Genomic DNA, 20551 nt, shown 5'->3' on the forward strand with positions numbered 1-20551 from the left:
GGAGATCCCTTGCCCGCTGCGGCGGTTAGCCTTTAGACAACAGGTGGCCCATTTTGGCGGCTTTAGTATCCAGGTAATGGGTATTGCTCGGGTTGCGGCCGACGATCAGCGGTACCCGTTCAACGATATTGATGCCGGCCTCGCTGAGGATTTCGACCTTACGCGGGTTATTGGTCAGCAGGCGAACTTCGTTGACGCCCAGCAGCTTATACATATCGGCGCACAGCGTAAAATCACGTTCGTCGGCGGCAAAACCCAGCTGGTGGTTGGCTTCTACGGTGTCGTAGCCCTGATCCTGCAGCGCATAGGCGCGGATTTTATTCAGCAGGCCAATATTACGCCCCTCCTGGCGGTGATAGAGCAAAATCCCGCGCCCCTGTTCCGCGATCTGGCTCAGCGCCGCTTCCAGCTGAAAGCCGCAGTCGCAGCGCAGGCTGAACAGCGCGTCGCCGGTCAGGCACTCAGAGTGGATGCGGGACAGGACTGGCTCATGGTCCGAGACGTCGCCATACACCAGCGCCACGTGGTCGTGCCCGGTGGCCACCTCTTCAAACCCCACCATCAGGAAATCACCCCAGGGGGTGGGCAGATTGGCTTCCGCCACTCGTTTAAGCTGCATGCGTTCTCCGTAAACGTCAGATACTGCCGCTTTCGCGCGGCGAAAGCGGCAGGGTCAGCTTGCTGACCGGTACAATACCCGCTATTTTGCCACAACCCGTCTCGCGAGGGTTAACAGCTTAGAGCGATTGCTGCGATACCGTACAATAAGCGCATCGCCAGGCTCCAGGTTATTATTTTTTATCCTATTGTTAGTGACTGACGTGATTTGAACGGACCAGGGAGAGTAGATGAAGGATATTCTGAAACGTACCACGCTGGGGGCGCTGCTGTTGCTGCTGTTGCCGTTGGCGGTAATGGTATCGGGCTGGCGCTGGCAGCCGGTGGAGATGGGGCTGGGGCATCAGATTCTGTTCTGGTTTACCGAAACGGTGACCCGGCCGTGGGGCACGCTGACCAGCGCCATCCTCTGCGGCTGGTTTCTCTGGTGCCTGCGCTTTCGCCTGAAACCGGCGGTGTTTCTGCTGGCGATTATCGTCGGCGCGATCCTGCTCGGGCAGTACACCAAAGGGGTGATTAAAGAGCAGGTGAGAGAGCCGCGCCCCTACGTGCTGTGGCTGGAGCAGCAGCGCGGCGTTAACCCGGAGACCTTTTACCAGCAGCACCGAAAGCAGCGCAGCCAACTGGTCAGCGAGGCGGTAGCGGAAGATAAGCAGATCCCCGGCTGGCTGAAGCGCCACTGGGCGTTTGAAACCGGTTTTGCCTTCCCGTCCGGTCATACGATGTTTGCGGCCAGCTGGGCGCTGCTCGGCGTTGGCCTGCTGTGGCCGCGCCGGCGCTACGTGACCATCATCGTGCTGCTGGTGTGGGCGTCGCTGGTGATGGGCAGCCGGCTGGCGCTCGGCATGCACTGGCCGCGTGACCTGATCGTTGCCACCCTGTTCAGCTGGCTGTTTGTCAGCCTCGCCACCTGGCTGGCGCAGCGCTTCTGCGGCCCGCTCGGCGTGCCGCTGCAGGAGCAGCAGGAGATAGCCGAACGGGAAAATCAGCCTTAATGATTGTAAACTGACGAGCTGCCCCCATTTCTTAGCGGATGCGGGACGCGCGGAACCGCCGCAGGGGGATCGCGTGCAGCGTCCGTGGCGGCCGCATCCGCTGCATCTAAGCAAGCATCGGGGCGATTTTTTTGGCATAATTCATCTGGTTAACTCCAGATAACGGGATGCACTGTGAAATATTTGCTGATTTTTTTGGTTGTGCTGGCGATATTCGTCGTTTCTGTCACCCTCGGCGCGCACAACGACCAGGTGGTGAACTTTAACTACCTGCTGGCGCAGGGCGAGTTCCGTATTTCAACGCTGCTGGCGACCCTGTTTGCCAGCGGATTTATACTTGGCTGGGCTATCTGCGGGCTGTTCTGGCTGCGGCTGCGCCTGTCGCTGGCCAACAGCCAGCGTAAGCTGAAACGTCTGCAGCAGCAGCTGGGGCAGAGCGATACCACTGCGGCCAGCGCCCAGCCTGCGGCAGTCAGGGAATAATACTTTATGTTGGAACTGCTGTTTCTGTTGCTGCCCGTCGCTGCCGCCTACGGCTGGTATATGGGCCGGCGCAGCGCGCAACAGGATAAGCAACAGGAGGCCAGCCGCCTGTCACGGGATTACGTAGCCGGGGTTAACTTCCTGCTTTCCAATCAACAGGACAAAGCGGTTGACCTGTTCCTTGAGATGCTGAAAGAGGACAGCGGGGCCGTGGAAGCGCACCTGACGCTGGGCAACCTGTTCCGTTCGCGCGGCGAAGTCGACCGCGCGATCCGCATTCACCAGGCGCTGATGGAGAGCGCGTCGCTGACCTACGACCAGCGCCTGCTGGCGATCCAGCAGCTGGGGCGCGACTATATGGCCGCCGGCTTCTACGATCGCGCCGAGCAGATGTTTGGTCAGCTGGTGGATGAAACCGACTTCCGCGTCAGCGCGCTGCAGCAGCTGCTGCTGATCCACCAAGCGACCAGCGACTGGACCAACGCCATTGAGGTGGCGGAGCGGCTGGTTAAGCTGGGCAAAGAGCGGCAGAAGATGGAGATCGCCCACTTCTACTGCGAGCTGGCGCTGCAGGCGATGGGCAGCGACGATCTCGACCGGGCAATGAGCCTGCTGAAACGGGGTGAGTCCGCGGACCGCAACAGCGCCCGCGTATCGATTATGATGGGGCGCATTCAGCTGGCGAAAGGGGAGTATGCCCGCGCGGTCAGCCATCTGCAGCGGGTGATCGAACAGGATCACGAGCTGGTCAGTGAAACACTCGATATGCTGGAAACCTGCTATCAGCACCTCAACCAGCCGCAGGCGTGGCGCGACTATCTGCAGCGCTGCGTGGAAGAGAACACCGGCGCGGCGGCGGAGCTGCACCTGGCGGCGATCCTCGATCGCGATGAAGGGGCTGAGGTGGCGCAAACCTATATTACCCGCCAGCTGCAGCGTCATCCTACCATGCGCGTGTTCCATCGCCTGATGGACTTTAACCTGCAGGAGGCCGAAGCGGGCCGCGCGAAAGAGAGCCTGATGGTGCTGCGCGATATGGTTGGCGAGCAGATCCGCACCAAGCCGCGTTACCGCTGCCACAAGTGTGGTTTCACCGCCCATGCGCTCTACTGGCACTGCCCGTCATGCCGCACCTGGTCTTCGGTTAAACCGATCCGTGGCCTCGACGGTCAGTAACCGGGGGCGATTAAACCGGTATCGTCAATTAGTTACAACATACTTTTTATCCCTCTCCCAACATGGTTGCAGTAACGCCGGTGCAGGGCGGTCATGCAGGGCGAGGGAGTTTTTTACAGCACGGGCCATTTTCTCAATACCTTGCCTGTGAATTTCCTCCCGACACAGGTAGAATGCCAGCCGTTTGCCACCCACGAGGAGACTTCCATGCATGACACTCAGGTTAGCGGTTCACCGATTGTGGTCGCTTTAGATTACGCCGATCGCGATCGCGCGCTGGCGTTTGTCGACCAGATTGAACCCGGCAGCTGCCGTCTGAAGGTGGGCAAAGAGATGTTCACGCTGTTCGGGCCGCAGATCGTCCGTGACCTGCAGCAGCGCGGCTTCGAGGTGTTTCTCGATCTGAAATTCCACGATATTCCCAACACCACCGCCCACGCGGTGGCGGCAGCGGCCGATCTCGGCGTATGGATGGTCAACGTTCACGCCAGCGGTGGGGCGCGGATGATGAGCGCGGCGCGCGAAGCGCTGGTGCCGTTTGGCAACGATGCGCCGTTGCTGATCGCTGTGACGGTACTCACCAGCATGGACGCTGAAGACCTGCGCGGGCTGGGCATTACCCTGACCCCGGCAGAGCAGGCGGAACGGCTGGCGCGGCTGACCCGCCAGTGTGGCCTCGACGGTGTGGTCTGTTCCGCACACGAAGCGGTGCGTTTTAAACAGCACATTGGCCAGGACTTCAGGCTGGTAACGCCGGGTATCCGCCCGGCGGGCAGCGATGCCGGCGATCAGCGCCGCATCATGACGCCTGAGCAGGCGCAGCAGGCCGGCGTTGACTATATGGTGATCGGGCGTCCGATTACCCAGTCTGCCGATCCGGCCGCTACGCTTGCCGCAATCCTCAGCTCACTGCAGGAGGCGTAATGGCCGATAACAACAGCCGCCTGGTCTACTCGACGGCCGGCGGACGCATTGACGAGCCGAAAGCGGTAGCGGTGCGCCCGAAGGGCGATGGTATTGTACGTATTGCGCGCCAGACCAGCGGGCGAAAGGGCAAGGGCGTGTGCCTGATTAGCGGTATCGACGCGGACGACGCCGAGCTGAGCAAGCTGACCGCCGAGCTGAAAAAGAAGTGCGGCTGCGGTGGCGCACTCAAGGATGGCGTGATTGAGATTCAGGGCGACCAGCGCGACCTGCTGAAAACGCTGCTGGAGGCCAAAGGGCACAGGGTCAAACTGGCCGGCGGATAAGAGAAAGGCCACGAGCGATCGTGGCCTTTTTGCTAAGCGCTGCTGCAGGCAGCCTGCCGGGCTATACCGTCGTCAGCTTAATCGACCTGGTGGCCGATTATACCGCCGACGGCCGCGCCGCCGAGGGTGCCAAGGCCGCTGCCGTTGGTCAGAATTGAGCCGCCGATAGCACCGGCGCCGGCACCAATGGCGGTGTTACGATCGCGTTTCGACATGTTTGAACAGGCGCTGAGTGAAAGAACTAAAGTTGCAGCCAATACGGCGGCGGTAACGCGTTTTGCAGTAGTTGACATCATTATTCTCCTGATTTTCGTCGACCAGATAGCGTTAATTGTCTGGATACCCTCTAAGTATAGAAGGGTTTACTGATTATACGCTCAGGTGAAAATTCCTAATTTTTAGACATCTCTGTACACACTTCTCCTGCCTCAGTCAGAAACTGCCCGCTATTCAGCCAATGCTTCCATACCGTCGCGGCCGTGCTGGCATGACAATATTCCGACATGCATCGGGAGACGAGATTATGCTGGAACAACTGAAACAGCAGGTACTGGCGGCCAACCTGGCGCTGCCGCGCTATGGCCTGGTGACCTTTACCTGGGGCAACGTCAGCGCCATCGATCGTGAGCAGGGGCTGGTGGTGATTAAACCGTCCGGGGTAAGCTACGAAGAGATGCAGGCCGACGATATGGTGGTGGTCAGCCTCAGCAGTGGCGAGGTGGTCGAAGGCAGCAAACGGCCGTCGTCCGACACCGACACCCATCGCGCGCTCTATCTTGCCTGGCCGCAGATAGGGGGAATTGTCCACACCCACTCACGCCATGCCACCATCTGGGCCCAGGCCGGCTGCGATCTCCCCGCCTGGGGCACCACCCACGCCGATGACTTTTACGGCGCGATCCCCTGCACGCGCGCGATGCACGCCGACGAAATTAGCGACCGCTACGAATGGCACACCGGCCAGGTGATTATTGAAACGCTGCAGCAGCGCGAGATCGATCCGCTGGCGGTACCGGCGGTACTGGTCAATTCGCACGGGCCGTTCGCCTGGGGGCGCAGCGCGGAAGAAGCAGTGCACAGCGCCGTCGTGCTGGAAGAGGTAGCCTATATGGGCATTTTCAGCCGTCAGCTAACCCCGGAGCTGCCGCCGCTGGATCAGGCGCTGCTGGACAAACACTGGTTGCGTAAGCACGGCGCCCAGGCATATTACGGGCAAAAATAGTCTGACGATAAAAATTTTTATCCGTTATATCAGGCACCTGTTCTGGCTTTACTCACTCTCTATTAGGCTGGTTAAGCGATTATCGCGCCAACTAACAGAGGATGAAACTATGACCGTTATTAATCAGGCTACCTGCCGTCTGTTCAATGAAGTCGGCTCTACCACCCAGCTGTCGGCTTACTATGAAGAAGAGCGGCGCACCCTGTGGATGTTATTGCGTGCCCAGCCGCGCCCGAGCTTCAATCATCAGCTGATTGAAGAGATCATGAACCTCAGCTATGCCGCCCAGCGCAGCGGGCTGGAGATTGATTTCTGGGTTACCGGCTCGCTGGTACCGACCATGTTTAACGCGGGCGGCGACCTGCGCTTCTTTGTCGAGTCGATCAAAAATGGCCGGCGGGAAGCCCTGCGTGCCTATGCCCGCGCCTGTGTGGACTGCATCCACGCCGCTGCGCGCGGTTTCGACTGCGGGGCGGTGAGCATTGCGATGATTGAGGGCAGCGCGCTGGGCGGCGGCTTTGAAGCCGCGCTGGCGCACCACTTTATCCTCGCGCAGAACACCGCCCGCATGGGCTTCCCGGAGATCGCCTTTAACCTGTTCCCGGGCATGGGCGGCTATTCACTGGTGGCACGGCGTTCCGGCATGAAGCTGGCCGAAGAGCTGATCTGTGAAGGGGAGTCGCACACCGCGGAGTGGTTTGAAACCCGCGGGCTGGTGGATCGTCTGTTCCAGCCGGGTGACGGCTATCGCTGCACGCGCACCTTTATCGATACGCTGCGGCCGAAGCTGAACGGCGTGCGCGCCATGCTGCGCGCGCGTCAGCGGGTGCTACAGCTGAGCCGGGGTGAGCTGATGGATATTACGGAAGACTGGGTGGATGCGGCATTTCAGCTGGAGCCGAAGGATATCGCCTATATGGAACGGCTGGTGACGTTGCAGAATCGACACAGCCAGCAGGCGTTACGCCACGCTGGCTGAGTCGCCGTGCGCTAGTTAATCCTTAGCGGCACGTTGTTTAAGCCAGTGCTCGAGCTCCCCGGCGGGCATTGGCTTTGCATACAGATACCCCTGGCGCAGGTCAACGCCGCTGGCGATGGCAAACGCCTCCTCCTCCGGGGTTTCCACCCCTTCGGCAATCACCTGCAGATCCAGCGCGCGCGCCACCGCTACAATCGCCCGCACCAGCGACTGCGAGACTTTTTGCGAATCCACCCCGCGGATAAAGCTCTGGTCGAGCTTAATCGCGTCAATCGGCACCCGTGCCAGCTGCGACAGCGACGAATAGCCGGTGCCAAAATCATCCAGATGCACCGCCGCCCCCAGTTTCTGGAACTGCTGCATCAGGTCCAGCGCCTGTTGCTCATTCTCAATCAGGCAGCTCTCGGTCAGCTCGATATCAATCGGGCAGCCGACAATCCCCGCCTCGTTCAGCGCATGCTTCAAATCGGAATAGATGCTCTGGTCGATCAGCTGACGCGGCGACACGTTCACCGCCACCCGTAGGTCAATCCCCATCGCACGCCAGCGTTTAATCTGCTCCAGCACCGACAGCATTACCCAGCGGCCAAGCGGCACGATCAGCCCGGACTCCTCGGCGTAGGAGATAAAGCTGTCCGGTCGCACCAGTCCACGTTCCGGCGACATCCAGCGCACCAGCGCCTCAACGCTGGTCACGCTGTTGTCGGCGTTGAGCTTCGGCTGATAGTGGATCACCAGCTGGCTCAGCTCCAGCGCTTTGCGCAGGTTGGTGTCCAGCCAGATATACTCAAACACCCGCTGGTTCATCTCGGAGCAGAACATGCTGAAGCGGCCGCGTCCGCCCTCTTTGGCGGTATACATCGCGGTATCGGCATTGCGGATCAGGCTGTCGCGATCCTCACCGTGCTGCGGGGCGAAGGCGATGCCGATCGAGCAGCCGGAGTAGACCTCGATCAGGCCAATGCGGAACGGCTGCTTCAGGCGGTCGAGAATGCGTGACGCCAGCGCCTCCAGCGCCAGCTGGCTGGTCTGCTCCGCCAGGATAATAAACTCATCGCCGCCGAGGCGGGCGAGGGTCTGCTGTTCTTCAAGACAACTAAGGATCGCCAGCGACACCGCCTGCAGCAGCCGGTCGCCAAACATATGGCCGTAGGCGTCGTTCACCTTCTTGAAGTTGTCGAGATCGAGATACACCACCCCGACCTGGCCATTAACACGTTTTTCCAGTGCGGCGCTGATATCCTGGTTGATCGAGTTGCGGTTCGGCAGGCCGGTCACCGTGTCCGTATTGGCCATCACCCGCAGCCGTTCCTGAGCACGGCGCTCTTCGGTAATATCGGTGCCGGAGCAGATCAGGAAGATTTCGTTTTTGCCGCTGCCGCTGTGGACAAATTTATTGCGGAACAGGAACAGGCGCTGGCCTTTTTTGGTTTTGACCCAGCGCTCTACCTCATACGAGCTGCCTTCACGAAAAAAGTGCGCCACGTTGCGGCGCGAGGCGATCGCTTCTTCGCGGGTCATAAACAGTTTGAACACGTTGCGCCCGATCACCTCCTGCTCCTTCAGACCGGTGTACTCTTCGCTCAGACGGTTAAAACGCTGGATATGCCCGTGCTGATCGAGGATGACGATCACCGAGTTGGCTTCGGATACCACCTGCTCGGCAAAGGAGAGGCCGTGCACCAGGTCACGCGCGACCGATGAGGTATCGCCCCAGGCAGACGCCGAACCGGCCCACGCCGACTGGCTGACCTTGCGGCCAACCAGGTGCAGCGACAGGTCGTTGCCGTAGATCGCCAGGCTGAGGTTAACGCTGGAGGTGATCACCGTCATCGCGCGCAGCATGCTGGCCTGACCGGGGCTCAGCGCCACGGCGATACTGGTGACGCCGCCTTCATCTTTGGCAAACTGCAGGGCATCGCTGTCAGAAGTTAAACGCCAATGAGGGCTGTGGGTGCCAAACCAGGCATACATCAGCGACTGCCCCTGTTCATCGGTCATTCAGATTCTCCTTCGTGCTAGGTAGCAACGGATATCATACTGGATTAACGACATTATTCTGCCGAAAGCGGCTGCGTCCGTTGCCGCCATACTCAATTTTATACTGAAATAAAACTTTCCGATCGCGACAACGATCGGGAGGGAGATCGCGCGGATAAGGCACCGGATCAATCATTAAGGAAGGTCGCCACGGGGTGTGTCTGAATTCAGTTAACTGAAAATACCGTTAGTGTTCTTTTTATTCAATAGGTTAACAAGAATATTTCATCAGCATGCCGCTGGCCCGACTCATCAGAACCTATTAGCCTTATTCACTCCAGGCTTTCTGTCGAGGGGGCAGGGAACAGCAATTATTTTATGTCGGGGTGGCCGGACGCCAGCGGCCAGCGTGGTGCTGGTCCGATAACAGCACTGTTAACATCGGAATAGCTTAATAGTTTATGACAGTTATCTGCAATTTTTCTCGCGCTGCGCGCAACCGACAATGGCTAAAGGTGCATCGGTCAGGGTCGCAGGTTCGGGCCGCGTACTAAGAAGGAGGGAATGAATCCGGGAGAGCAGAGCAGGATGACACGGCAGCAGAAGTGGATGACAACATCACGGCATGAAAGGCAGCGGGCCAGCCAGAGCCGGCCCGCTGCTAAACGTCATCAGGCAGCCGGGCGGGCCACGATGCTGCGGGTCTCCATACGCACTTCGGCGATGGTGACCTCAATCAGGTCGGTAACGCGGTAGGCGACTTCACCTTTCACCATCACCGTACCGTTTTCGTTGCTGCACACCAGCTCATCACGCACCGCGTGAATGAACGGCGCCGGGATAAAGGCCACCGCGCCGTTATCCTGCAGGCGCACGCGCATGCCACCGCGTGAAACGTCGATCACTTCGGCGCTGAAACGCTGGTCGCTGCCGGCCGCATTCTGCAGGAAGCGCGAGTAGAGCCAGTCGCCCACGTCACGCTCGGCCATGCGGTTCTGGCGGCGGCGCTCAGCCATCTTCACCGTCAGCTCGTCGGCAGGTTTTTCCGCCGGCTCGCCTTTGATTATGGCTTTCAACAGACGATGGTTGACCATATCGCCATACTTACGGATCGGTGAGGTCCAGGTGGCGTACGCGTCCAGACCAAGGCCAAAGTGCGGACCCGGCGTGGTGCTGACTTCGGCAAACGACTGGAAACGACGGATGCGGCTGTCGAGGAACTGGGTCGGATGGGTGTCCAGCTCGCGGCGCAGTACGCGGAAGCCTTCCAGCGTGGCGATCGCCTGCGGGTCAGCGGTGACGCCGTGGTTGGCCAGCACGGCGGCGGCCTGTTCGGCGTTCAGCGCGTCAAAGCCGAGGTGAACGTTGTAGATGCCGAAGCCCAGCTTGTCGCGCAGCACGCTGGCGGCGCAGACGTTGGCAAGGATCATCGACTCTTCCACGATGCGGTTGGCGATGCGGCGGTGCTCGGCAATGATGTCCAGCACTTCGCCTTTTTCGCCCAGCAGGAAGCGGAAGTCAGGGCGGTCCTTGAACACCAGCGCGTGGGTCTGGCGCCATTCGCAGCGTGCCAGGCACACCTTATGCAGCAGGCGGATCTGCTGCGCGATGGCTTCTGATTCCGGCTGCCAGTCGCCGCTGTTCTCCAGCCAGTCTGAGACGTTGTCATAGGCCAGTTTGGCTTTCGATTCGATCCAGGCGGCGAAGAAGTGTGGTTCACCCTGCGGCGTACCGTCGGCGGCCAGCGTCACGCGGCAGGCCAGCACCGGGCGGCGCACGTTCGGGCGCAGCGAGCAGATGTCGTCAGACAGCTGGCGCGGCAGCATCGGGATATTGAAGCCCGGCAGATAGTTGGTAAAGGCGCGTCCGGCGGCGATCGCATCCAGCTTGCTGCCCACCGGCACATAGGCGGTCGGGTCGGCAATGGCGATGGTCAGCAGCAGGTTGCCTTCTGCCGTTTCTTCCACATACAGCGCATCGTCCATATCTTCGGTGCTGGCGCTGTCGATGGTTACGAAGTCCAGGCCGGTAAGGTCTTCGCGCGGCAGGCCCTCGTCAAGCATCTCTTCCGGGGTAGCGACGTCCGGAGCTTCACGCTCCAGCGTATGGCGTGACAGTGTCACCCACCACGGTGCCAGGTGATCGTCACCGGTGGTGATAAATTCGGTCAGTTCAGCGTAGAAGGTGCGGTCGCCCTTCAGCGGATGGCGGCGCATCTCGGCCACCGCCCAGTCACCGGTCTGGAAGTCATGCTTCACGTCACGCTCGGCGCGGCACTGGATGGCATCTTTCAGCAGCGGATGATCGGGAACGATCGACAGGCGGTCATCTTTCTTCTGCACCCGGCCAACAAAGCGCGTCAGGAACGGCTCAATCAGCGTTTCCGGATCGGCAACTTCACGATCCTTATCGGTCTGCAGCACCGCGGAGACGCGGTCACCGTGCATGACTTTTTTCATAAACGGCGGCGGAATAAAGTAGCTTTTCTGTGCGTCGACTTCCAGGAAGCCAAAGCCTTTCTCAGTGCCTTTTACCACACCCTCAACACGCGGCGTCTGGGAGTGGAGTTTCTCTTTGAGCTGCGCGAGCAGCGGGTTATCCTGGAACATAATCTCAACAGTTTTCGTGGCCTAAGTGCGGCAGACAGTTTTACGCGATTAACCGCGCAGCGGCAAGTAAAAAGCCGGGAAATCCCGGCTTTACGTCAGGCGATGCGCAGCCCCGGCACCTGCGGCGACAGGCTGATTTTCACCGGCACCGACTTAGAGGTTGGCGTACCGCTACCGTCGCCAAAGCTTGAGAGCGGCACCAGCGGATTGGTTTCCGGATAGTAGGCGGCGAGGTTGCCGCGCGGGATGGCGTAAGGCACCAGCTTAAAGCCGCTGACTTTACGGGTAATGCCGTCATTCCACAGCGTTTCAATATCCACCAGGTCGCCTGCGGCCAGCCCCTGGCGCTGCATATCTTCCGCGTTGATAAACAGCACCTCGCGCTGGCCATACACGCCGCGGTAACGGTCATCGAGTCCATAGATAGTGGTATTGTACTGATCGTGGGAGCGTAACGTCTGCAGCGTATAAGGCACCGCCTCGGCCAGCGGCGGGAACAGCGAGTCGGGCAGGGCGGCGGCGCTAAACTGCGCCTTCTCATGCAGGGTATTAAAGCGCAGTTCGGCGGCGGCGTTGCCAAGGTAGAAGCCGCCCTTCAGATCGCATTTGGCGTTAAAGTCGCTGAAGCCGGGAATGGTCGCCGCAATATGTTCACGGATCCTGCCATAATCATCGGCCAGCCCCTGCCAGTCGACCTTCGCACTGCCCAGCACCGCGTTGGCGATACCAGCGACGATCCAGGTTTCCGAGCGCTGGGTGTCGGCGATCGGTTTACCCACCCCTTCCGAGGCGTGCACCATGCTGAACGAGTCCTCGACGGTAATAAACTGCGGGCCGCTGGCCTGCAGATCCTGCTCGGTACGGCCAAGGGTCGGCAGGATCAGCGCGTCCACCGCGCCGGGGCACAGGTGGCTGCGGTTCAGCTTGGTACTGATCTGCACCGTTAAACCGCAGCGCTTCAGCGCCTGCTCGGTACGCGGACTGTCCGGCGCGGCTGCCGCCAGATTGCCGCCGAGGGCGATCAGCACCTTAATCTCATCGCGCAGCATCGCTTCCAGCGCTTCAACGGTGTTGTGGCCGGGTTCGCGCGGCGGCTCAAAGTCAAAATGGCTGCCGAGGCTGTCAAGGAATGCCTTTGAGGGCTTCTCATCGATGCCCATGGTACGGTTGCCCTGCACGTTGCTGTGGCCGCGCACCGGGCACAGGCCGGCACCTTTTTTGCCCAGCTGACCAAACAGCAGCTGCAGGTTAACGATTTCGCGGACCGTATCTACCGAATGCTTATGCTGGGTGATGCCCATCGCCCAGGTACAGATCACCCGTTCGGCGTTCTGGTAGAGGGTGGCCGCTTCGCGGATCTGCTGCTCGCTCAGGCCGGACTGGCTCACAATATGCGACCACGGAGTGGCATCAACGGTGGCCAGGTATGCCTCCACGCCCTCGGTATTGGCGCTGATAAAGGCCTGGTCAAACAGGCCGCTTTCCCCTGCGGCGAGGCGGGCGCGATGGGTCTCGGCCAGCACCTTGACCATGCCGCGCACCGCGGCCATATCACCGCCGAGGTTGGGCTGATAGTAGCTGGAGCTGATCTGGCCGGCCATGCTGGTGACCACTTCCAGCGGCTTCTGCGGGTCGGCAAAGCGCTCAAGGCCGCGTTCGCGCAGGGTATTGAAGGTGACGATGGTCGCGCCGTTGTCGGCGGCGTGGCGCAGGCTGTGCAGCATACGCGGGTGGTTGGTGCCCGGGTTCTGTCCGAAAACGAAGATCGCACTGGCGTGGTCAAAATCATCCAGACGAATGGTGCCCTTACCGACGCCGATGCTGCGCTTCAGACCGGTGCCGCTGGCCTCATGGCACATGTTCGAACAGTCGGGGAAGTTATTGCTGCCGTTCAGGCGACCAAACAGCTGATAGAGCCAGGAGGCTTCGTTACTGGCGCGGCCGGAAGTGTACAGCTCCATCTGATGGGGATTATCCATCGCGTGGACATGGCGGGCGATCAGCGCGAAGGCGTTATCCCAGCTGATGGGCTCGTAATGGTCGGTTTCACGGTTGTAGCGCAGCGGTTCGGTCAGACGCCCCTGGTACTCAAGAAAATAGTCACTCTGCTGAGAGAGCTGGCTGACGCTGTAACGGGCGAAGAACTCTGCACCGATATGGCGGCGGGTTGCTTCCCAGGTCACCGCCTTGGCGCCGTTTTCGCAGAAGCTGAAGGTGCTTTTATTGTCATCGCCCCAGGCACAGCCCGGGCAGTCAAAACCTTTGGCTTTGTTCATGCGCATCAGGTTACGCATGTTCTTGATCACCTGCTTACTGTCAAAGACAAAACGGGTGGTGGCTTCCAGTGAACCCCAGCCGCCGGCTGCGGCCTGATAGGGCTTAATCGCTTCTTTAAATTTCATGATGGCAGGCTTTTGTTGAATAGTTGTTATGAAGTTATGGTTTGTTTGCCTGAATTTTGCGAGCCGGTAACCGGCTTGTCTAATTGATTAGGGCGATGAAGCGATAGCTGATGTTTATCGTCATAGGCTAAAAATGTGATGCTCCTCAAAAAATGGCTGCCGTTTAGCCGCCGGAAACGCGCCAGAAGCGCCACCCAGGCTAATACTTAACGCTCAACGTCAGCGCAGGGGGCCAGATGAAACAGTTCGCCAGTAACGTTCATGCCTTTGGAAAAGCACTTATGATGCCGATTTCGGTGATCGCCGCCGCCGGTATCTTTCTTGGTGTGGCCGCCGCGCTACAAAACCCGGCCATTACCGGCGAAGCCTTTGCTGGCCTGCCGCTGCCGCAGCTGATTATTGGCTTTATTCGCAAGGTGGCTGGCGCACTGTTTGCCAATCTGCCACTGTTCTTCGCCGTGGCCAGTGCCATTGGTCTGGCAAAGGCGGAAAAGCCCACCGCCGCTTTTGCTGCGGCGATTGGTTTTATCGTTATGCACGTCGGCGTAAGCGCCACTCTGGCAGCACAGGGGCTGACCGCAGCCACCACCACCCCGGCGGCGCTGCAGCAGCAGCAGGGGATGGAGCAAACTGCCGCAATGATGCAGGCGGCGGAATATATCCAGATGCTTGGTATCTTTACCTATAACATGAGTGTGCTGGGTGGGGTGATAGCTGGCCTGCTGACCGTGGCCATTCACAACCATTGCTACACCGTGCAGTTGCCAACGGCGATCGCCTTCTTCGGCGGGCGTCGCTTTGTACCGATCGTTACCGTGCTGGTGCTGCCGCTGGCCGGCGTTCTGCTGGCGCTGATCTGGCCGACCATCGGCAACGGCATTGCCTGGGTCGGCGAACTGATTGGCAAAAGCGGCCAGTATGGTGCCTTTCTTTATGGCAGCAGCGAGCGGCTGCTGATCCCCACCGGCCTGCATCATATCCTCAATGAAACCGTGCGCTTTACCCCTATTGGTGGTGTGGCCACGGTAGACGGACAAACGCTGGTCGGCGCACTGAATATCTTCAATGCCTCGCTGACCCACCCGGGCAGCGTGCCGGATGACACGGTGCGTGAGGCCACACGTTTTCTGGCGCAGGGAAAAATTCCGGTGATGATGTTTGGCCTGCCCGCCGCCGCACTGGCGATTTACCGCTGCGCACGCCCTGCAGAAAAGCAGCGGGTCAAGGCACTCATGCTGGCCGGGGCGCTGACCTCTTTCACCACCGGCATTACCGAACCGCTGGAGTTCTGTTTTATCTTCGTTTCGCCGGTGCTCTACATCCTGCATGCCGTGCTGAGTGGCCTGTCGTTTATGCTGATGTCGCTGATGCACCTGATGATCGGCAACATACAGGGCGGGGCGATCGACCTGGTGGTGTTCGGTATTCTCGGTGGCAGTAAGACCGCCTGGTGGTGGAGCATTGTTCTGGGGCTGGTCTACCTGCCGGTCTATTACTACAGCTTTACCTTTATCATCAGGCGTATGCGGGTAGAGACACCGGGGCGAGAGTCAGCGGATCAGGAGCCGGCGGCAACGGTGTCAGCCGACGAGCGGATTAAAACCATTATCAGCGGGCTGGGCGGTGCGGAGAACATTAGTGACGTGGACTGCTGCTTCACCCGGCTACGGGTTAGGGTAAACGATATGCAGCAGGTGGCTGATGAAACGCTGATGACAACCGGGGCCAACGGCGTCAGGCATGTCAGTGAGCACGATGTGCAGGTGATTTATGGCCCACAGGTGGAGAAAATTGCGGCGGAGGTGAAGGCGGCGCTGGGGATCGGCTGATCCATTACACCGCCTGTCGGTAGAGGTCTTTACGCTATCGGCTATCGGCGGTTATCGAACGCGACTCACAGGCAGTTCACTGAGTGCGCCGGTCTGTGGGGCCTGCGCCGACTGGTCTGGCGATCAGCAAACGCCGAAATCGCCGTCTTCGTGGTAAAGATTAACGCTATCCACCGCGACATCGAACGGTTTTTTTTCTGCGTCGCCGGCGCGCGCGCAGCTAAGCGTGTCGCCGTGAACGGCCAGCACCACCATTTTCGGGCCGCCGGTTTTGCCTTGAACGAAATCACCCGCTTTAAACATGTCTCTCTCCTTAAAAAACCGATAAAATGTTGGTTAACTATAGCAACGTATTTATCCGTCCCGCAAAATTGTCGTCAGCTGGCGATAACTTCGCCCACCAGCCGTTAAAGTCCGTAAGCCCGATGAATTATTCAGGAAGCCCGACGCATTGGACATCAAGCAATTAACCTACCTTGTCAATCTTGAGCGCGAGCGCCACTTTGGCCGCGCCGCCGAGGCCAGCTTTGTCAGCCAGCCTACGCTCTCCATGCGCCTGAAAAATCTGGAGCGCGAGCTGGGGCTGTCGCTGATTAACCGCAGCAACAACTTTGACGGATTTACGCCGGAGGGGGAGCGGGTGCTGGCCTGGGCGCGTGAGATGGTTTCCGTCTATCAGGGGCTGAAGCTGGAGGTGGAATCACTGAAGCACGGCGTCAGCGGCACGCTGCGCATTGGCGTGGTGCCGCAGTGCAGCATTTCGCTGCCGGAACTGCTGAAGGCGGTCAGCGGCCGCTACCCGCAGCTGGATTATCGCGTGGCGGTGCTCAGCGCCGATCAGCTGCTGGAAGCGCTGAACAGCCACACCGTAGATGCAGGCATCGGTTTCTTCGAGCTGGCGACGTTACGTGAACTGCATTTTCAGGCGGAGCGGGTGGCGGATAAGGGCGTAGAGTTGCTGTACCACCCACAGCAGTTTCCACAGCTGATGGGGAACGAGCCGCTGACGCTGGGTGAACTGGCTGGTGTACCGCTGTGCCTGGCCGAACCTACGCGCTATTTCCGCCGCTATCTTGATGGACACTTCCGCGAGGCCGGTGTAACGCCAAGGGTGGTACTGGAAACCACCTCGGTGTTTCAGCTGTTGCAGGCAACCCAGGTCGGGTTGGGCTGCCTGCTCTCTCCGGTGGGGCAATTGCTGCCAGGTATGACCGGAGAACTGCAGCGCCGGGTTATAAACGTACCGCCGATGTCACGGCAGGCCGCCATTGTTATTGCTGAACCCGGACGCGCTACGCCGCTGGCGCAGCACTTTTTTGATGCGGTGCGGGTGGCAGCTTAATCAGATTTAATACTCATCGTGTCGCCGATATCGCGGCAGTCCGCAATCGGGATACCCCTGGTATCAATAACGCTTTACTGAAAATCTATTTTCAGAATACCGGAACCCTGATAGTCTCCTGTTTTAACCAGACCCTGACTTTTCAAAGTGGAGGAGAGGTTGAAACTTATTTTCTTTTGATTATTTATGGTGACACCCGTTTTACCATCGCTGCCATCAATCTTAAGTGAGGATATCAATCCCTGGTCGAGTGAAATATCACTGCTGGTACCCAGGCCATTAAGGGCGGTCACCTTAACCGTTGAAGGCCGGTTACAGCTGATGTTAACCGGCAGTGAACTGACGTTGCCATTGAGCGCATTGGCGACCAGTTAATTATGCTGAAGCAGATAGCTGCCTTGATCCAGTGTGCATCTGGCGGTCAGGGGAGGAAGAAGGCCCGTGGCGTTTTTCAGGATGTCAGTATCTTCGTCTGATAAGAACTCGACGTGAAGATTATATCTGGATTCGCCTTTGAAGTTTATTTTACTAAACGTTTTTCCGGTTATTTTTTAGCTATTTCGTAGGGGAATAACGAATTCAGGAATGTACCCTTTATCTTCTCTTTACCAATAACGCCTAAAGTGTCCTCCCGGAGGTTGATGTAACAGCCACCGTAACAGTTCCTTATGGGCATTTGCCTGGGGTTTGTAGCGGAAGTTATTTTTATGTTGTAGGTGTCGTCACTGTTCGCTGTTATTTGTAAACTTACATTGTATTCTGATGTCAAATCTGTGCTGTTAGCAGTATAGCTGGCTAACAGCATGCCCAGTATAAAAACACTAAAAAGAAATTTAGATTTTTTGTATGCTCGGTAATGCATTGGGATTTTCCACTTTTCAGTCGTTAAAGGGGCTTCAGCTTTGTTTTTTTGACCATCTGAACATATCGTACTGGGATAGCGTATTTTAACGAAAGTCTGACAGGGACGGAATAGATGAACGGTTTTTGAAGTTAACTGTTTTATTTGTGTTTTTTGCGATGTTAAATGAATAAAGTATCTTCATTTTGAAATTAAAACTCGCAGATTTATTATTTGCGATATTATATAAAATCCCGGAGAGATGGGTGCTGTCTTTGATCTGAAAATATCACGCCTGAAGAGGCCGATCTTCCTGCGCTACGCGCGCTGGCCGTAAGATCTGTGGCGTTCGAAGGGAATGAATTGAACGAATCTGTTGATACACCGCGGTAAGGGCTGGCGCGCAGCCCTCAGCAGGCAGGAACCTCTGGTGCTGGTGCTGGTGCTGGTGGTGCGGGCGGCTTATTCTCCGACCCGCTGAAAGTTGTTAATGCGAAGTCAGCGCCCCTAACCCCTGCATCAGCCGGTTGCCCCAGCTGGCTGCCGCCGCGCTTAATACCGCCGCTAACACCAGATCATCGCTTAATCCGGCGTCGCGCAGCGGCTGCAAATGTGCAGCGCTGAAGCGCTCCGGGGAACGTGTTAGCTGGGCGGCCAGGTTAATCACCGCCTGTTCAACCGGTGTGGCTAAGTGCAGCGCCCGATCCACGCCTTCGGCCAGCGCATCGCGCAACGCGCCTTCAGGGTAGCGGTAAAAGCAGCCGGCGCTGCCGTTGATGCGTGAGGCCACGGCTGCCGCCAACCGTGTTTCTGCCGTTTGCTGTGACGCCGCCAGCGCCGCCAGCAGCGCGCTCCAGCCGGAAAGCACCCTGCCGTCATGTGCAAACAGCCAGCAGGCGGCCTCCGGCAGCCCCAGCGGCACGCTGCTGTTAATGGCCACCAGCTGATCCGCCGCCGCATAGCGTGGCTCCAGCGGCGGCAGGGCAGGCTGCCAGTCGCCGGGTTGCAGGCAGGACGCATCGGCATCTGGCGGCACGGCAACGCCCGGGATCCAGCGCACCGGCAGCGCCATGAATGCATGAATGCCAGCCACCACCCGCGCCTGCCAGCAGACAAAGCCGATAATCTGGTTGAAGGTAACGATATCCGGCGCGGTCAGCCCCGCGTCGTCCAGCCGCTGCAGCGCGGCGACATCGATCAGCGTCGGCTGCCCGGCCAGCTGGCGGGCATACTCGGTGATCTGTGTCAGACGGCGGTTGCTTTCGCGTGAGGAGTCCGGGCCCGGCAGTGGGTTCAGCCGCGCCGCATAGTGGTTGCACAAACGCTGCACACCGGCAACCTGCGCCACGGTCAGCGCGGTACATAACCGGTCATAGAGGGTGAGCGTATGGGTCAGGCTGGTGTTCAGCTGGTCGGGGAACAGCAGCGGGTAAAGATCCCGTGAGGCGTGCATCACCGGTTCTGCCCGTTGCAGAAGGGTATGCAGTTCGCCGTTCGCCTGCTGCCCAAGACCAAGCAGAAAACGGTCTTCAACGTTGGCAGCTTCAGGCACCAGCGGCGCGCGCTGTGTGGGCAGGCTGGTCTGGGTTTCATGATACCACTGGCTGTTGCCGGGAAGGCGGCGTTGTTCCATGATCAGTCCTTGTTGAGTTAACTGACCCGCTGCCGTGGTGGTGAAGGGCACGACGCGGCGGCGGGTCTGAATGGCTTCAGTATCCTGACCTAAGCCGGCTGGCGAACGAAATAATGATCGGTGCTAACAAATAGCGGATAGCTATAAGGCAGACGCATGCAGGCAGACAGAAGGACGGAAAGTGGGGAAGGCGAGGTACAGGCGGTACAGTAAGTCGGGCAGCCAGCGGCGACCGCCCGTCAGATCAGCGGTCTTTACGCCAGGCGTCAGCGGTTAACGCTTCACCAAAGTGGCTGGAGATCAGGCGTTTGGTTTGTTCGTGCATCGGGCAGGCCAGCACGTCGGCGGTGCTGCCGCGCTCCACCACCTCCCCCTGATGCATCACCAGCAGCTGGTCGCTGATATGCTTCATCATCCCCAGATGCTGGGTAACGTAGATATAGGCGATGCCGTGTTTCTGCTGCAGCTCAAGCATCAGGTTAATCAGCTGTGAGCGCATCGACATATCCAGCGACGCCAGCGCCTCATCGGCCACGATCACCTGCGGCTGCAGGATCAGCGCACGCGCCAGGCCAACGCGTTGCTGCTGACCCGGTGCCAGCATATGCGGATAATAGGCGGCGTGGTCGCGCAGCAGCCCGACCTGGCGCAGGGTGGCGATAATGCGTTTCTCCCGCGCGTCGGCGTCCAGCTCGGTGTTCAGCCGCAGGGGTAAGTCAAGGATCTGACTGATGCGCTGACGCGGGTTCAGCGAGGTGGACGGGTCCTGAAAAATCATGCGGATGCGCTGGCTGCGATAGCCATAGTCGCCGAACTCCAGCGGGTGCCCGTCGATCAGGATCTGTCCGGTGCTCGGGGCGACCATGCCGCTGAGCATCTTCGCCAGCGTCGACTTACCGGAGCCGTTTTCGCCGATAATCGCCAGCGTTTGCCGCTCGCGCAGCGTAAAGCTGACCGCCTTCACCGCCTCAACGTGCTGACGATGGAACAGGCCGGTGCGGTAGCGCCAGGTTTTACTCAGCCCGCGCACTTCCAGCAGCGTTTCACTCATGGCTGGCTCTCCATATTCAGCGGGAAGTGGCAGGCAAACAGGTGGGCCTTCGGCCCGCTGAGCCGCGGCGTGGCGATGCAGGTTTTCTGCGCATAGGGGCAGCGCGGCCCCAGCCGGCAGCCGATCGGCAGGTGTTCCAGC

General features: G+C 59.2%; 18 protein-coding genes and 1 pseudogene. 9 read left to right on the plus strand and 10 right to left on the minus strand.

Annotated elements, in window-relative coordinates; genetic code table 11:
- Positions 1-25 precede the first annotated feature (25 nt).
- The gene (gene ribA, locus NV64_RS11290) at positions 26-619 is read right to left on the minus strand and encodes a GTP cyclohydrolase II (protein WP_056238315.1); all 594 of its coding nucleotides are present in this window, start codon (positions 617-619) and stop codon (positions 26-28) included.
- A gap of 229 nt (positions 620-848) precedes the next feature.
- Here ribA and pgpB point away from each other — a divergent pair, with 229 nt between their 5' ends.
- From pgpB to yciH, 5 genes are all read left to right on the plus strand, one after another.
- Positions 849-1613 (plus strand): phosphatidylglycerophosphatase B, encoded by a 765-nt coding sequence (gene pgpB, locus NV64_RS11295; protein WP_101505948.1) that lies wholly within the window; start codon positions 849-851, stop codon positions 1611-1613.
- A 174-nt stretch (positions 1614-1787) separates the two neighbouring features.
- On the plus strand, positions 1788-2096 hold the full coding sequence (locus NV64_RS11300; RefSeq protein WP_101505949.1) for a LapA family protein: 309 nt from the start codon (positions 1788-1790) through the stop codon (positions 2094-2096).
- 6 nt (positions 2097-2102) lie between these two features.
- A complete protein-coding gene (lapB, locus tag NV64_RS11305) occupies positions 2103-3272 on the plus strand; it encodes a lipopolysaccharide assembly protein LapB (protein WP_056238306.1) in 1170 nt (389 codons plus the stop codon).
- A 207-nt stretch (positions 3273-3479) separates the two neighbouring features.
- Positions 3480-4196 carry an orotidine-5'-phosphate decarboxylase gene (pyrF, locus tag NV64_RS11310; protein ID WP_056238302.1) on the plus strand — a complete coding sequence of 239 codons (717 nt, stop codon included), beginning with the start codon at positions 3480-3482 and terminating at the stop codon, positions 4194-4196.
- Positions 4196-4522, plus strand: a complete 327-nt coding sequence (yciH, locus tag NV64_RS11315) for a stress response translation initiation inhibitor YciH (protein WP_056238297.1) — start codon at positions 4196-4198, stop codon at positions 4520-4522. The genes pyrF and yciH overlap by 1 nt, the downstream gene beginning before the upstream one ends.
- 77 nt (positions 4523-4599) lie before the next feature.
- Here yciH and osmB read toward each other — a convergent pair whose 3' ends face one another.
- The gene (osmB, locus tag NV64_RS11320) at positions 4600-4815 is read right to left on the minus strand and encodes an osmotically-inducible lipoprotein OsmB (protein WP_056238294.1); all 216 of its coding nucleotides are present in this window, start codon (positions 4813-4815) and stop codon (positions 4600-4602) included.
- 230 nt (positions 4816-5045) lie between these two features.
- Between osmB and araD the strand changes: the two genes are divergently transcribed.
- Both araD and NV64_RS11330 read left to right on the plus strand, forming a co-directional pair.
- Positions 5046-5744 (plus strand): L-ribulose-5-phosphate 4-epimerase, encoded by a 699-nt coding sequence (araD, locus tag NV64_RS11325; protein ID WP_056238293.1) that lies wholly within the window; start codon positions 5046-5048, stop codon positions 5742-5744.
- A gap of 109 nt (positions 5745-5853) precedes the next feature.
- Positions 5854-6723, plus strand: a complete 870-nt coding sequence (locus NV64_RS11330; RefSeq protein ID WP_056238289.1) for a crotonase/enoyl-CoA hydratase family protein — start codon at positions 5854-5856, stop codon at positions 6721-6723.
- Between the two features lie 15 nt (positions 6724-6738).
- On the opposite strand, the gene pdeR is transcribed toward NV64_RS11330, so the two are convergent.
- From pdeR to NV64_RS11345, 3 genes are all read right to left on the minus strand, one after another.
- Complete coding sequence (pdeR, locus tag NV64_RS11335; protein WP_056238286.1) at positions 6739-8724, minus strand: cyclic di-GMP phosphodiesterase; 1986 nt, start codon at positions 8722-8724, stop codon at positions 6739-6741.
- A gap of 650 nt (positions 8725-9374) precedes the next feature.
- Complete coding sequence (locus NV64_RS11340; protein WP_056238284.1) at positions 9375-11312, minus strand: exoribonuclease II; 1938 nt, start codon at positions 11310-11312, stop codon at positions 9375-9377.
- A gap of 95 nt (positions 11313-11407) precedes the next feature.
- The gene (locus NV64_RS11345; RefSeq protein WP_101505950.1) at positions 11408-13714 is read right to left on the minus strand and encodes an FdhF/YdeP family oxidoreductase; all 2307 of its coding nucleotides are present in this window, start codon (positions 13712-13714) and stop codon (positions 11408-11410) included.
- A gap of 236 nt (positions 13715-13950) precedes the next feature.
- Between NV64_RS11345 and NV64_RS11350 the strand changes: the two genes are divergently transcribed.
- Positions 13951-15543, plus strand: coding sequence for a PTS transporter subunit EIIC (locus tag NV64_RS11350; protein WP_056238278.1), 1593 nt, complete (start codon positions 13951-13953; stop codon positions 15541-15543).
- 123 nt (positions 15544-15666) lie between these two features.
- Here the strand turns inward: NV64_RS11350 and NV64_RS11355 are convergent, their stop codons facing one another.
- Positions 15667-15846, minus strand: coding sequence for a hypothetical protein (locus NV64_RS11355; protein WP_056238274.1), 180 nt, complete (start codon positions 15844-15846; stop codon positions 15667-15669).
- 148 nt (positions 15847-15994) lie between these two features.
- On the opposite strand from NV64_RS11355, the gene NV64_RS11360 reads away from it, so the two are divergent.
- A complete protein-coding gene (locus NV64_RS11360; RefSeq protein WP_056238271.1) occupies positions 15995-16885 on the plus strand; it encodes a LysR family transcriptional regulator in 891 nt (296 codons plus the stop codon).
- Between the two features lie 74 nt (positions 16886-16959).
- Here the strand turns inward: NV64_RS11360 and NV64_RS23170 are convergent, their stop codons facing one another.
- The 4 genes and pseudogenes from NV64_RS23170 to NV64_RS24020 all read right to left on the minus strand — a co-directional run.
- Entirely contained in the window at positions 16960-17178 is a 219-nt protein-coding gene (locus NV64_RS23170; protein ID WP_146005478.1) for a hypothetical protein, read from the minus strand.
- Positions 17179-18213: 1035 nt separating this feature from the next.
- A complete protein-coding gene (locus NV64_RS11370) occupies positions 18214-19359 on the minus strand; it encodes a hypothetical protein (RefSeq protein ID WP_056238264.1) in 1146 nt (381 codons plus the stop codon).
- A 244-nt stretch (positions 19360-19603) separates the two neighbouring features.
- Positions 19604-20410, minus strand: a complete 807-nt coding sequence (gene sapF, locus NV64_RS11375; protein ID WP_056238263.1) for a putrescine export ABC transporter ATP-binding protein SapF — start codon at positions 20408-20410, stop codon at positions 19604-19606.
- Positions 20407-20551: pseudogene (locus NV64_RS24020) on the minus strand (peptide ABC transporter ATP-binding protein); the annotation flags it as partial. The gene sapF and the pseudogene NV64_RS24020, both read right to left, overlap by 4 nt.

Source organism: Erwinia sp. B116, from assembly GCF_002865965.1.
Classification (GTDB): Bacteria; Pseudomonadota; Gammaproteobacteria; order Enterobacterales; family Enterobacteriaceae; genus Erwinia.

What these genes read in the sequence shown, in the direction of transcription:
- ribA (WP_056238315.1), bottom strand. Translation starts at nt 619, where the DNA reads ATGCAGCTTAAACGAGTGGCGGAAGCCAATCTGCCCACCCCCTGGGGT.
- pgpB (WP_101505948.1), top strand. Translation starts at nt 849, where the DNA reads ATGAAGGATATTCTGAAACGTACCACGCTGGGGGCGCTGCTGTTGCTG.
- lapB (WP_056238306.1), top strand. Translation starts at nt 2,103, where the DNA reads ATGTTGGAACTGCTGTTTCTGTTGCTGCCCGTCGCTGCCGCCTACGGC.
- pyrF (WP_056238302.1), top strand. Translation starts at nt 3,480, where the DNA reads ATGCATGACACTCAGGTTAGCGGTTCACCGATTGTGGTCGCTTTAGAT.
- yciH (WP_056238297.1), top strand. Translation starts at nt 4,196, where the DNA reads ATGGCCGATAACAACAGCCGCCTGGTCTACTCGACGGCCGGCGGACGC.
- osmB (WP_056238294.1), bottom strand. Translation starts at nt 4,815, where the DNA reads ATGTCAACTACTGCAAAACGCGTTACCGCCGCCGTATTGGCTGCAACT.
- araD (WP_056238293.1), top strand. Translation starts at nt 5,046, where the DNA reads ATGCTGGAACAACTGAAACAGCAGGTACTGGCGGCCAACCTGGCGCTG.
- NV64_RS11330 (WP_056238289.1), top strand. Translation starts at nt 5,854, where the DNA reads ATGACCGTTATTAATCAGGCTACCTGCCGTCTGTTCAATGAAGTCGGC.
- pdeR (WP_056238286.1), bottom strand. Translation starts at nt 8,724, where the DNA reads ATGACCGATGAACAGGGGCAGTCGCTGATGTATGCCTGGTTTGGCACC.
- NV64_RS11340 (WP_056238284.1), bottom strand. Translation starts at nt 11,312, where the DNA reads ATGTTCCAGGATAACCCGCTGCTCGCGCAGCTCAAAGAGAAACTCCAC.
- NV64_RS11345 (WP_101505950.1), bottom strand. Translation starts at nt 13,714, where the DNA reads ATGAAATTTAAAGAAGCGATTAAGCCCTATCAGGCCGCAGCCGGCGGC.
- NV64_RS11350 (WP_056238278.1), top strand. Translation starts at nt 13,951, where the DNA reads ATGAAACAGTTCGCCAGTAACGTTCATGCCTTTGGAAAAGCACTTATG.
- NV64_RS11355 (WP_056238274.1), bottom strand. Translation starts at nt 15,846, where the DNA reads ATGTTTAAAGCGGGTGATTTCGTTCAAGGCAAAACCGGCGGCCCGAAA.
- NV64_RS11370 (WP_056238264.1), bottom strand. Translation starts at nt 19,359, where the DNA reads ATGGAACAACGCCGCCTTCCCGGCAACAGCCAGTGGTATCATGAAACC.
- sapF (WP_056238263.1), bottom strand. Translation starts at nt 20,410, where the DNA reads ATGAGTGAAACGCTGCTGGAAGTGCGCGGGCTGAGTAAAACCTGGCGC.